The following is a 12,831-nucleotide window of genomic DNA, read 5'->3' as shown; positions in this document are numbered from 1 at the left end:
TTGTCTTTTTTTTCCATGTCATTCTTCTTCCCAATCAACCGCCTTACTAATTGCTTTTTTCCACCCTTTATACAACTTCTCTTTTTTATCTTCTTCCATAGTTGCAGTAAAGATTCTATCTACACTCCATTTATCTTTTATCTCATCTTTGTTTTTCCAAAAACCTACCGCAAGCCCTGCAAGATAAGCTGCACCTAGAGCTGTGGTTTCTATAGTTTTAGGTCTATGAACTGGTACTCCTAAAATATCTGCTTGGAAGTCCATTAGAAAGTTATTTTCTACTGCTCCTCCATCGACCTTTAAAGTATTTAACTTTATATGGGAGTCTTGTTCCATAGCTTCTAATATATCTCTAGTTTGATAGCAAATAGATTCTAGAGCCGCTCTTATTATATGATTTCTATTAGTTCCACGAGTTAAACCCACCATAGTACCTCGTGCATACATATCCCAGTAGGGAGCACCAAGTCCTACAAAAGCAGGCACTAAATACACCCCTCCAGTATCCTCTACCTTGCGTGCAAAGTACTCAGTATCCTTTACATCGTGAACTATTTGAAGCTCATCTCTTAGCCATTGCACTACAGCTCCAGCTACAAATATACTTCCTTCAAGGGCATACTCTACCTTACCATCTATTCCCCAAGCAATTGTAGTTAAAAGTCCATTTTGAGAAGTTATCATCTTCTCACCTGTATTCATTAACATAAAGCATCCAGTTCCGTAAGTATTTTTTGCCATTCCAGGGGTAAAACATGTTTGTCCAAATAACGCTGCTTGTTGATCCCCTGCTATACCTGATATGGGTATCTCAGCTCCGCCAAATGTTTGAGGATCAGTAGTTCCATAGACTTCACTTGAGTTTCTAACTTCAGGAAGCATTGAAGGGGGTATATCTAATTCTTTTAATAGCTTTTCGTCCCATTTTAATGTCTTTATATTGTAAATCATAGTTCTAGAAGCATTTGTATAATCCGTTACATGAACCTTTCCACGAGTTAGATTCCATATAAGCCAAGTGTCTATATTTCCAAATAATAATTCTCCATTTTCAGCCTTTTCTCTGGCTCCTTCTACATTATCAAGTATCCATTTAATCTTTGTTCCAGAAAAGTAGGCATCTATTAAAAGACCTGTATTTTCTTTTACATATTTCTCAAGTCCCTTTTTCTTTAAATCAGTACATATCTTAGCTGTTCTTCTACACTGCCAAACTATAGCATTGTAAACTGGTCTACCAGTATTCTTATCCCATACTACTGTTGTTTCCCTTTGATTTGTAATTCCTATAGCAGCTATTTTCTCAGGCCTTATCCCTGCAGTTTCAAGTACTTCTCTTGCTACTCCTGACTGCGTGCCCCAGATTTCCATAGGGTCATGTTCTACCCAACCGCTTTTTGGATAGAATTGTGTAAACTCATTTTGCGCTACCTTTACTATTTCACCCTCATGATTAAATATTATAGCTCTTGAACTAGTTGTCCCTTGATCTAGTGCTAATATATATTTTTTATCCAAGATCTTCTTCCCCCTTTAAAGTGTCAGATCTCCATCTCTTATATATCTTTTTTTCCTCATCCATTTATAAACAGTATAAGATATTATAGCTGGGAAGATAAAGTGCATAAAAAGAATCATAATCAAAACATTTGATGATGAACCCATTGAGTCTATTACTCCAAACTGACCTACAAATCCACTTGTACCCATTCCAGCACCTATCATGTTGGACTCCATCTTTAAGACAAAAGTAGATATAGGCCCTAAGATTGCAGAAGAAACTATAGCTGGAATCCAAATTAGTGGATTTCTTATTATATTAGGAACTTGAAGCATAGAAGTACCAATACCTTGAGCTAAAAATCCACCAAAACCATTTTCCCTATAAGAAATAACCGCAAAACCTATCATATTACATGCACATCCAACAACACTTGCACCAGCTGCTATACCAGATAGTTTTAGGGATATTGCAATAGCTGCTGAACTTATAGGAAGGGTTAAAATCATACCCATAACCACTGAAATTATAATACCCATAGGTATAGGATGAAGCTGTGTTGCCATATTTATAAATCTTCCTATATAGTCCATAAAGCTTGTCATATATGGTGCTACAAACTTTCCAATAAATCCTCCTATAAGAATAGTAGTTATAGGTACAAGAACTATATCTACCTTTGTCTTTCCACTTATAAGCTTGGAGCTTTCAGCCCCTGCAAGAGATGCTATAAAAGCCCCAACAGGCTCTCCAATATTTATCATAGCCAATTGTCCATCAAATGTTATACTACCTGCCCCAATGGTACCTGCCACTATTGAAGCAAATATTCCAAGAGGAGGCGCTCCTACACTAAAAGCTACTCCTGCACCTATAGCTGGACCCATAAGTTTTTGTGAGATATTACCAAATACTATAAGTGTTTCTAATCCAAAGAAAGTTCCTATTTGTTTTATAATGAGACCTATAAGTAAAGAAGCAAAAAGTCCTAAAGCCATTCCATTTAACACCTTTATAAAATATCCTCTTATTCCAGTTTGATTATTCTCCACTATTCTATCCCCTTAAATATATTTTTTAAATTTACTATTCCCATCTTAAATCTTCTCCATAAAACTTTAGAGGTATAAATTTTTGTAGGATTCTAGAAAAAATTCTATCTGTATAGATTTCAGAGATTTCCTTTGGAGTTAGATTTGTCGATATAATTGTCTTCTTTCCCTTTATAATTCTAGTATTTACTATATTAAATATTTCTGCATTTGTAAATGTGTTTGTTACTTCAGTACCTAGATCATCTATTATAAGTAGATCTGCATCAAATAGGAGATCATATTCATATGAGTTTTTGTCTCTATCTTTGCCAAATCTTTTTCGCTCAAGTATATCAAGTATAGTAAAAGCTGTCTGATATACCACTATCTTGTCCTTATCTATTAGTGCCTTTGCAATACATGAACAAAGAAATGTCTTACCAAGACCTGTAGTTCCATAAAACAGTAGATTGTCTTCATTATTTTCATCAAAGTTTCCTATAAATCCTTCTGATATACCTATTATATCTATCATGTTTTCACGAGGCGTCATAGTTTCATCTTCAAAAGGTTCATCCTTAAATATATTTATATCAAAGTTTTTAAAATTATCTTTTAATAGATTTGTCTCTATATTACTCATCTTATATGCTTTTGAAACAAGTCTTTGTTTTAAACAACTACACTTTCTACCATTCTCCAGATACCCTGTGTCATTACAGGTTTTACAAGTATAATTTTTTTCAATATACTCTGGATCAATATTTGATTCAGTAAGTAAAAATGCCTTTTCCATCTTTAACTTTTCTATTTTTCTCCTAGCTTTTTCTATATCATCTTTATAGCCTTGAGGGTTTACTATTATAAACTTTGCCATATCTAAACCTATTTTAAATATATCTTCATCAATTCTCTTTATAGCCGGGATCTTTCTATATATTTCTTGAACCCTCATTCTTTGAAGTCTTTCCTCTTCATCTCTTTTCTTTTCATAATCTAAATGAATAGATTTTAATATATCTTTATACATCTAAGCATCACCTTTAGCCCTTTGACTGTAAGCATCTCTCTTCTTTCTAGCTATATCTTCTAATTGAGCAGAACTATATTTATCTGTTCTCTGTTCAAAGTTGTGAAATCGGGTTACACTTGCCTGAGCTTTTTTAACTTGCTTTTTTGCACCACTTGTCTTTGGATTTTCTTTTCTCTTATCTAATACTTCAATATCTTCTATAGTTTTTATTCCCTTTTCATTCCAAGATCTAAGTATTCCATTTACATAGCTAACGCTAGGGGTAGGGTTTTTGTCTTGTTCACATCCATGAAGTGCTAGTTCAAGAGTAAACTTCCATTTTTCAAACCATATATCTATTAATTTTCTCTCTTCATCTCTCATAGGCCTTTTATCTAGTCCTAGAGCTTTCATTACTCTTTGATATCTATAGTACTTTTCATCACTTTCTTTAAAGTGATTCATAAGTGCTTCCATATTTGTCAGTCCATCATTATACCAGTTTCTAACTATAGCCTCTATATAAGGAAGATTTTTTACTCCTCTTCTCTCTACAGAATAATAAACAGCTTTTTCTATTACATCAGGGTTCATATTATAGTCATGAATCCAATCTAGTATTTTCTTTTTTTCACCTGGTACAGTTTGTTTTCTTAAAATATGGTCTATATTGTTAAACATATTATTTATCTCGGGAACTTTGTTTGCATCTACAAGGTCACGAGTATTATATACATATGTCTTTGCTAAACTATCATCTTCTAACCAAAGATTTATATTGTTTTTTATGTATAATTGCTTTAAGTTTAAAAACTTTACTTCATAGTTTACGTTCCTAGTGTTCTCCGGTCTAATCTTTTCTATGATTCCCTTTTCTTCCCAAAAATCCCATGATCTTAGGACATCTTCTAAAGGAATATCTAAATGTTTTGAAATAGTTGTGTTATTTACCTCTATATTTATATCTCTATCATGAGCATATTTATATCCAAGTAAATAAACTTTTACATAAGTTCCATTTGCCATTGGCATATAATCATTTATAAATATATTTTCAATAGGAGTATCTCCTAAATCCATATCTGTAGTTTGTAAAACAAAACTCATCTATAATCAACTCCACCTAAGTTACTTAATACTCGATATTTTACTAAAAAAAGTTTCTCTATCAAGTTTCATCTTATATATATAATTATATATCTTTTTCCCGTTTATTACAAAGCAATATTTTGCATCTTTATAATAAGAATTGTCTAAATCTAAGTCATCATCAAAGAATTCTTCTAAATAATATCCAATGTTTTCAAATCCCATCTTTTTATAAACACTCTGGGCTCTAGCGTTAAACTCAGCAACCTCTAAATACATCCTTTTCATATTCATTTGAGTAAAGTAACTTTCTAAGAAATACTTTAATGTTTCAGTACCATATCCCATATTTAGAAAGTTTGGGTCAAATACTATTCCTAGAGTAGACTCTTTCTTTAAAAATTTTATTTCTTTTATTCCCATATATCCTATTAGTCTACCGTCTTTTAAACTTATTCCAAAATATTTATTAAAAAATGATTTTGTTTTAATATCATACCATCTTCTAATTTGACTATCTGACATACTTGGAAAATTATAATCCCAAAGAAGAGGGTTTTCATGCTCTCCCCAGTTTCTCATATCAAATACATCTTGCACTTTTAAAGGTCTTATTGTTATTCTATCTCCAATTATCTCCATATCTTTTCTCCTATAGATAAAATTTACTTCGGACCTTGTAAGGCCCGAAGTAATTATTTTCTATTTTCTAATAATCTTTTTCCAAACTCAAACCCATACTTTATTGCCTTTTCATCTGATTTATCATCAGGAACAAAGTTTACTTTAAGACCTTCCTCATCAAATAATTTAAATTTAAGGTTTTTAAGATTATCTTGTATTATCTTTACCGCTTCACCGCTCCAGCCATAAGATCCAAATGCACCGGCAAGTTTTCCCCTATTTCTAATAGGGTTTATAACTGCAAGAAGTGTATATATTGGAAGAAGTGTATTTTGGTTTATAGTAGGGCTTCCAACTATAAATGCACAACTTCTATATACTTCTTTTTCTATAACTTCTACAGGCACAAGTTCTATATCCATTACAGTAACATCTATTTCAGGCGATACTTTTTTTATACCTTCTGCTATTTTTTCAGCCATCTTTCCTGTATTTCCATAGGCTGATACATATGGAATAAATACTCTTAATTCTTTGCATACCTCTTCTGTATCCTTTGCCATCTCTTTAGACCACTCTACATATTTCTTCCAGTTGGATCTAAGTATTGGGCCATGACCCGGACAAATAGTATCTATATCTAAGTCTTTTATTTTATCTATTGCTTGAAGCATATAATTACTAAAAGGTCTTAGGATAACATCAAAGTAATACTTAAATGCATCATCAAAGTCATCTACTAAATCATCAAACATTCTCGCGTCACAAAAATGTGATCCAAAGGAATCACAAGTAAAGAGAACTTTATCTTCTACTAGATAAGTATACATAGTATCTGGCCAATGTAGAAAAGGTGCTCCTATAAATTTAAGAGTTTTATTTCCAAGATCTAATGTATCTCCATCCTTTACCACCATTTGTTTAAAATCAATGTCAATCATATGGCTTAAAAAGCTTATAGCTGATTTGCTTCCTACAACTGTAGCTCCAGGTGCTAACGATAGTAAATGTTTTAAATTACTTGAATGATCCGGCTCTGTATGATTTAAGACTATATATTCTATCTTAGAATAGTCTACGACCTTCTCTAGCTTATCTAAATAAATATCTTTAAAGTCTTCCTTCGCAGTTTCTATCAATGTCTTTTTATCTGCATCGATAAAATAAGAGTTATAAGTTGTACCATATTGTGTTTCCATTACCACATCAAAAGTTACCAGTCCTTCATCAAGTATACCAATCCATTTTACATCTTCTGTTACATCTAAAATCTTATCATCTACCATTTTAAATCCTCCTTATCTAATAACACTTAGTCTTTTTATACCCTATTAGAAAAGAGCTTCACACTTTTAGGAAAATCATTCACTTGCAAAACTTTCTTTGTTTAAAAACTTTGTAAATTCCTTTTTAAATACAAGTTCCAAAGTTCCTGTAGGTCCATTTCTATGTTTTGCTATTATAACTTCTCCAATATTTTTCTTTTCAGAGTCTTCATTATAATAATCATCTCTATATAAAAACAGTACCACATCGGCATCCTGTTCTATAGCTCCAGACTCACGAAGGTCTGAAAGTATAGGTCTATGGTCTGCACGAAGTTCTGGAGCACGTGAAAGTTGAGAAAGGGCTACTACAGGACAATCCATCTCTTTTGCAAGAGCTTTAAGTCCTCTAGATATAGATGATATTTCTTGTTGCCTACTTTCTTGTCTTCCCTCCATTTGCATAAGTTGCAAATAGTCTATAACAACTAAATCAAGTCCTTTTTCTATTTTTAATCTCCTACACTTTGCTTTCATTTCCATAAGAGAGATTCCTGCTGTATCATCTATATATACCTCAGCAGCAGAAAGAGGGCCCATAGAATTTATTATATTTAACCATTCTTCTTCATCTAGCCTTCCACTTATAATCTTTTGAAGATCTACATGAGCCGTAGCTGCTATCATCCTTTGAACAAGTTGTTCTTTACTCATCTCAAGTGAAAACACAGCTACCTTTGCCTTAGCTTTAAGAGCGCTATTAGTTACCATATTTATTCCAAGAGCAGTTTTACCCATAGAAGGGCGGGCAGCTAAAAGCACTAGGTCAGACTTTTGAAGACCTGATAGTTTTATATCCATATCTATAAAACCTGTTGTAAGACCAGTAAGTCCTCCCTTGTTTGCAGCCATCTCTTCTATCTTTGCAAAACTATCTAACAAAACTTCATTTATAGGTGAAAAGCCTTCTCTTTGACTACCTTGTGTTATATCAAAGATATTCTTTTCAGCTGCCTCTATTATTATATTTACATCTTCACTATCTTCATAGGCTTTTCCAATTATATCATTACTAGAAGTGATAAGTTTTCGAAGAGTTGATTTTTCATCTACTATCTTACAGTAGTATTCAGTATTTGCTGTTGTCGCAACTCCACCGGACAAATTAGCTAGGTAAGTAACCCCACCTATTGCCTCTAAGCTTCCACGTCTTTTTAATTCTTCTTGAAGTGTTATTATATCTACTGGTTCGTTTTTATTAAATAAATCTATTATAGCACTATATATTTCACCATTTGACTGTTTATAAAAGTCATCTGGGCGAATTATTTCTATTGCTGTATTTATTGCTGTTTTATCTATTATCATAGATCCTAAAACAGACTGCTCTGCTTCTATACTATGAGGAGGTATTCGTCCCATCCCTGTTTCCATATTTATCAAATCCTATTCTACAGTAACATTTACTTTTAAACTAGCAGTTATTTCTGGATAAACCCTTACTTCAACTAGTGTAGTTCCGCCAGTTTTTATATTATCTTTTAACTCTATCTTTCTTTTATCTACTTCTATTTTATGTTGCTTTTTAAGTGCTTCTCCTATGTCCTTAGATGTAATAGAACCAAATAGTCTTCCGCCTTCTCCACCCTTGGATTTTAATTCTACAGTTACTTTTTCAATGCTTTCTTTTAATTCTAAAGCCTCTTGTTTCTCTTCTCTTTCTTTTGCTTCTTTATCTTTCATATCTTCTTTCCACTTCTTTAAGTTTGCTGGTGTTGCTTCTAGGGCTAAATCTTTAGGAAATAAAAAATTCCTAGCATACCCTGTTTTCGCATTTACAAGCTCATTTTTTTTACCTAATCCTTTTACATCTCCTAATAATATAACTTTCATTACTCTTCACCTTCCTTTAAGTATTTATCAATTGCCTCTATTAACATCTCTTTTGCCTTTTCCATACTAACACCCATAATCTGGGTTCCTGCACTTGTTAAATGACCTCCTCCACCCAATTTTTCTAAAATTATTTGGGCTGAAATATTACCAAGACTTCTACCAGATATATGAATTCTATCACTTGCAGGTGTCAATACAAATGAAGCTTCCACTCCATTTATATCTAATAATTCATTTGCAGATTGGGCAGCTATTAGTATTCCGTTTTCAAGTTCTTTATCTAAAATGCTTATAGCTATTTTTTCAAAGAATATTTTAGATTCCCTTATAACATCAGCTCTATGAATAAATGTATCAAAATCATCTCTAAAAAGTTGTCTTACATTTGTAGTATCAGCTCCTGCTCTTTTTAAAGTAGAGGCTGCTTCAAATGTTCTAACACCAGTTTGAGAACTAAAGTTTTTAGTATCTACTGTAATACCTGCAAGTAGAGCTTCTGCTTCAAATTTAGTTAAGTTTATATTATCACTCATATAGGTTAAAACTTCAGTTACAAGCTCACTTGCAGAAGAAGCATATGGTTCTAAATAAGTAAGTACTGGGTCTTCTACAAACTCGGCACCTCTTCTATGATGATCAATTATTACAATCTTTTGGGCTAAATCTACAAGCTCTGGACTTTCAGTAAAACTTGGCTTATGGTTATCTACTAAAATCATAAGTGAATCCTTGTCTATTATCTCTTTAGCCCTTGTTGGTGTGATTATAGAATCTAAAAGTTCAGGTTGTTCTACCTTTAATTTTTGAAGAAGATTCTTTATAGAAGGATTTTCTTCAGTTAAAACTAGATATCCTTGTTTTTCTCTGTTTTTTACACCTCTAAGTACTCCAATTCCTGAGCCTATAGCATCCATATCAGGATTTTTGTGACCCATTATAAATACTGTACTAGATTGTTCTATCAGTTGTCTAAGTGCATAGGCTATAACTCTAGCCCTAACCTTGTTTCTCTTTTCTACTGCTTTGGATTTACCACCATAAAATTCAAAGTTTCCACCCTTATTTATAACTGCTTGATCTCCTCCACGACCCAGGGATATGTCTACAGCAGCCCTAGCGTTCCTAAATCTAGTTACAAAATCATTGCCATTTTCAGATATCCCCATGCTTAGCGTTATAGGAATCGTGTTTCCAAATTGCAATTCTCTCATCTCATCTAGGACATCAAACTTTTTGTTTTTTATAGATTTAAAATCTTTATTGTCTATAATTATCATATACTTATCATCTTCATATTTTCTAACCAATGCATCATAATTAGAAAAATACTGTGATATTGTCTTATCTATCTCTGCTAATAATAAAGGTCTGTTTATATCTGGTGTAGTATTTCTTACATCATCATAATTATCTATATAGGCAAGCATTATAACAGTTATTTCATCATTATATTTATTTATAAGTTTTATATGTTCTGTGTTTTCTACCCAATATAACATTATAATTTTACCATTTGAATTAGACTTTCCCTTACTATTTACAAAGTTTGGATATACTAAATAATCCTTATCGTCATAGTTTACCTGTATAGGTTCTTTTTCCTTATGACTTAATACATCTTTTAAAGCTACTTTTGGCATTAAATCGTAAATTCTCTCATTTAATATTTCTTCTTCAACTATCATATCAAGAAATGGTGTATTATACCATATTATACTTCCCATTTCATTTATCATAACTAGAGGAAAAGGCATATTAAATATTGCATGTTTTGTGGCTGATTCAAAATCTTCTGATAGATCTTCAACATATTTATCAATTCTCTTGTTATTATCCCTAGCACTTATAAAGTTTAAATATACTATATAAGAAAAAGCTATAGCTGCAATAAGGCCAAGTACAGGCTTAAATATTGCTATGATAACTACAAATATAGCTGAAATAATCATTTGAATTTTATTATCATGCCATTGAAACAAATCATTCATATAAATCCTCCTAAAGGGATCTTTTTTTTCTAATCTTTCTTAAGTCAAATATTAAATCTATAAGTCCTATCATAGTTATAATAGATATTAAAGATTGATTAAAGACAAAAGTTATATAAAAAATAATCTTAAATATCAGATTAAATCTAAGTTTATTTAAAATATAATCTACTACAGAAACACCCTGTATAAAAAACCCTATCATAAGTAATACCCCAATATTTATAAATACTGCTTCATAATATGAAAATCCAAGTTTACCTATTAAAAAAGTTATACCCAACATTAAAAGAGATCCGGGCATTATATTTTTGGGTAGACTAAACTTAGAAAATCTTGGTATATTTACAATTTGTATATTTAGTCTTCCTAATATTATACCAGATAACCAATAGTTTATATAGCTTACAAATAAGGAAAGGATTAAAAATATAGAAGGTATAATAAGCAATACATGTTTATAAGCATCTTCCAATGCTTCTCTCATTCTAAAAAACTCATAATTACTAAGTCCTAAATTCTTATACGATTTGAGCTGACTATCTAATAAGTCTCTAAATATTGTCTCTATATATTTTACTACATCTACTCCTAAAATTTTCGTAATAACTAGCATAGTAAGTATAGATATAAAAAACACTATACTTGAAAATCCCAAAATCTTAGTGCTACCCTTTCTTTTTTTAATTAAAGTAGAAATCATAATAGTAAAAGGTATAAAACTAATAGCTAAAAAAATTCCTGTATTTAAAGACTCTACAATTGATATTATTATAATGGTTACTACCATATTTGTAATACCTTCACTGAGTCCATCTTGTATACTATTTACTATAAAGAGTACTGGAAATAGGATTAAAACAATATCAATATAGTGTATTCCAAGTAATGTTAAAAATGTAGTAGATATGATTATAATAAATGATCTTAAATAAAAACTGTTTATATTATTCTCTTTCAAAAACTTCACCTCTTATTCTTCAGCTGTCTCTATATGTTCCATAAGAGCACTTAAATCTCCATACCATCTCTCAATCTTATGTTCTTCGACCAAGTTTAACTTTATATTTCCCTTTAAAGCTTTATCTAGTGATTTATAATCTATACCCAATCTTTTTGCCAATACATAAGATTCAAGTATTATATTAGAAATTAAGTCTTCTAAATTTTCTCTAGAGGTATCCTCATTATTTGCCATGTCTTTATATAATTGTGATATATTGCTTAGAAGTTCAGCTTTTAACCATTCTATAGTCTTCATATTTTTAATAACATCAATTTCTTTATTCATGGTTTTCACCCCTTGTTTTATTAGATCTCTTACTAAAATAATACATATTTAAGGCTAATAAGTCAAATAAAAAAGAGAGGAAAATTCCTCTCTTATTCTGCACTATATGGTAATAGTGCAACTTGTCTAGCTCTTTTTATAGCTATCGTAAGTTCTCTTTGATGTTTTGAACAGTTTCCGTTAACTCTTCTTGGAAGAATTTTTCCTCTTTCTGTTATATGTTTCTTTAATTTATTTATATCTTTGTAGTCTATATTTTTTGATTTATCTGCACAAAAACTACAAACTTTTTTTCTTGGTTTAAATCTTCTTTGCATTTTTTTCCCCTCCTCTAGAATGGAATATCATCATTGTCTATTGGATGGAAATCTTGTAAATCAGAAAAATCAGAACCCTTAGAATTAGAATCCCCTTGTGGCTTACTATCTCCCCACTCTAGAAATTCTACAGTACTTGCTACTACATCTGTAGTATATCTTTTAGTTCCGTCTTTTGCCTCATAACTGCCAGATTGGATTCTGCCTTGTATTCCTACAAGTCTACCTTTTACTAAGTAATTAGCACAATTTTCTGCAGATTTACCCCAAACCACTATGTTTACAAAGTCAGCAGTTGGCTGATTTCTAGCTTCCATCTCTTGTTTTTTATCTTTTGATAAGTTTTTATCTACCGCTAAAGAAAAGGTAGATACGGCTTGACCTGAATTTGGTATGTATCTTAATTCAGGATCTCTTGTTAATCTTCCTATTAATACAACATTATTCATTTTATCTCACCGTCCTCAGATTATTCATCTTCCTTAATGATCATATGTCTCATAATGCTGTCAGAAATCTTAGCAATTCTATTTAATTCTTGAATAACTTCTGGTTGAGCTTCAAAGTTAATTAAGACATAGTAACCTTCACCTATATCATCGATTAAATAGGCAAGTTTTCTATTACCCCACTCATCGATGTTCGAAATGGAACCATTTTCTTCTATTATGCCTTTAAATCTATCTAGTATTTGAGTTCTTTTTTCTTCTTCTGTTGCTGGTGCAAATATATATACCGCTTCATATTTTCTCATAAAAATTCACCTCCTTATGGACTTTCGGCTCTATAAATTTATAGAGCAAGGAATACTTAA

The 12,831-nt window shown here is 31.4% G+C and carries 14 protein-coding genes; all 14 read right to left on the bottom strand.

Annotated elements, in window-relative coordinates; all coding sequences use genetic code 11:
• Nucleotides 1-18: 18 nt before the first annotated feature.
• Nucleotides 19-1,518, bottom strand: a complete 1,500-nt coding sequence (gene glpK / locus TICRE_RS02720) for a glycerol kinase GlpK (protein ID WP_075724884.1) — start codon at nt 1,516-1,518, stop codon at nt 19-21.
• Between the two features lie 15 nt (nt 1,519-1,533).
• A complete protein-coding gene (locus TICRE_RS02715) occupies nt 1,534-2,553 on the bottom strand; it encodes a PTS transporter subunit IIC (protein ID WP_075724882.1) in 1,020 nt (339 codons plus the stop codon).
• 34 nt (nt 2,554-2,587) lie between these two features.
• Nucleotides 2,588-3,565 carry an ATP-binding protein gene (locus TICRE_RS02710; protein ID WP_075724880.1) on the bottom strand — a complete coding sequence of 326 codons (978 nt, stop codon included), beginning with the start codon at nt 3,563-3,565 and terminating at the stop codon, nt 2,588-2,590.
• A complete protein-coding gene (locus TICRE_RS02705) occupies nt 3,566-4,654 on the bottom strand; it encodes a DnaD domain protein (protein WP_075724878.1) in 1,089 nt (362 codons plus the stop codon).
• A 21-nt stretch (nt 4,655-4,675) separates the two neighbouring features.
• Complete coding sequence (locus TICRE_RS02700; protein WP_075724876.1) at nt 4,676-5,278, bottom strand: GNAT family N-acetyltransferase; 603 nt, start codon at nt 5,276-5,278, stop codon at nt 4,676-4,678.
• 53 nt (nt 5,279-5,331) lie between these two features.
• Nucleotides 5,332-6,546 (bottom strand): FprA family A-type flavoprotein, encoded by a 1,215-nt coding sequence (locus tag TICRE_RS02695; protein WP_075724874.1) that lies wholly within the window; start codon nt 6,544-6,546, stop codon nt 5,332-5,334.
• A gap of 75 nt (nt 6,547-6,621) precedes the next feature.
• Nucleotides 6,622-7,959, bottom strand: coding sequence for a replicative DNA helicase (dnaB, locus tag TICRE_RS02690; RefSeq protein ID WP_075724872.1), 1,338 nt, complete (start codon nt 7,957-7,959; stop codon nt 6,622-6,624).
• Between the two features lie 12 nt (nt 7,960-7,971).
• Nucleotides 7,972-8,418 carry a 50S ribosomal protein L9 gene (gene rplI / locus TICRE_RS02685; protein WP_075724871.1) on the bottom strand — a complete coding sequence of 149 codons (447 nt, stop codon included), beginning with the start codon at nt 8,416-8,418 and terminating at the stop codon, nt 7,972-7,974.
• Nucleotides 8,418-10,409, bottom strand: coding sequence for a DHH family phosphoesterase (locus TICRE_RS02680; RefSeq protein WP_075724869.1), 1,992 nt, complete (start codon nt 10,407-10,409; stop codon nt 8,418-8,420). Before TICRE_RS02680 ends, rplI begins: the two co-directional genes overlap by 1 nt.
• Before the next feature lie 10 nt (nt 10,410-10,419).
• Nucleotides 10,420-11,370, bottom strand: a complete 951-nt coding sequence (locus TICRE_RS02675) for a DUF2232 domain-containing protein (protein WP_075724867.1) — start codon at nt 11,368-11,370, stop codon at nt 10,420-10,422.
• Between the two features lie 12 nt (nt 11,371-11,382).
• Complete coding sequence (locus tag TICRE_RS02670; protein ID WP_075724865.1) at nt 11,383-11,700, bottom strand: MazG-like family protein; 318 nt, start codon at nt 11,698-11,700, stop codon at nt 11,383-11,385.
• A gap of 92 nt (nt 11,701-11,792) precedes the next feature.
• Nucleotides 11,793-12,017 (bottom strand): 30S ribosomal protein S18, encoded by a 225-nt coding sequence (gene rpsR / locus TICRE_RS02665; protein WP_075724863.1) that lies wholly within the window; start codon nt 12,015-12,017, stop codon nt 11,793-11,795.
• Between the two features lie 14 nt (nt 12,018-12,031).
• Entirely contained in the window at nt 12,032-12,466 is a 435-nt protein-coding gene (locus TICRE_RS02660) for a single-stranded DNA-binding protein (protein ID WP_075724861.1), read from the bottom strand.
• Nucleotides 12,467-12,486: 20 nt separating this feature from the next.
• The gene (gene rpsF / locus TICRE_RS02655; protein ID WP_075724859.1) at nt 12,487-12,771 is read right to left on the bottom strand and encodes a 30S ribosomal protein S6; all 285 of its coding nucleotides are present in this window, start codon (nt 12,769-12,771) and stop codon (nt 12,487-12,489) included.
• Nucleotides 12,772-12,831: the final 60 nt, after the last annotated feature.

Source organism: Tissierella creatinophila DSM 6911, assembly GCF_001940565.1.
Lineage (GTDB): Bacteria > Bacillota > Clostridia > Tissierellales > Tissierellaceae > Tissierella_A > Tissierella_A creatinophila.
Note: the sequence above shows the minus strand (reverse complement) of the source record. Positions and strands in the feature narration are given on the sequence as shown.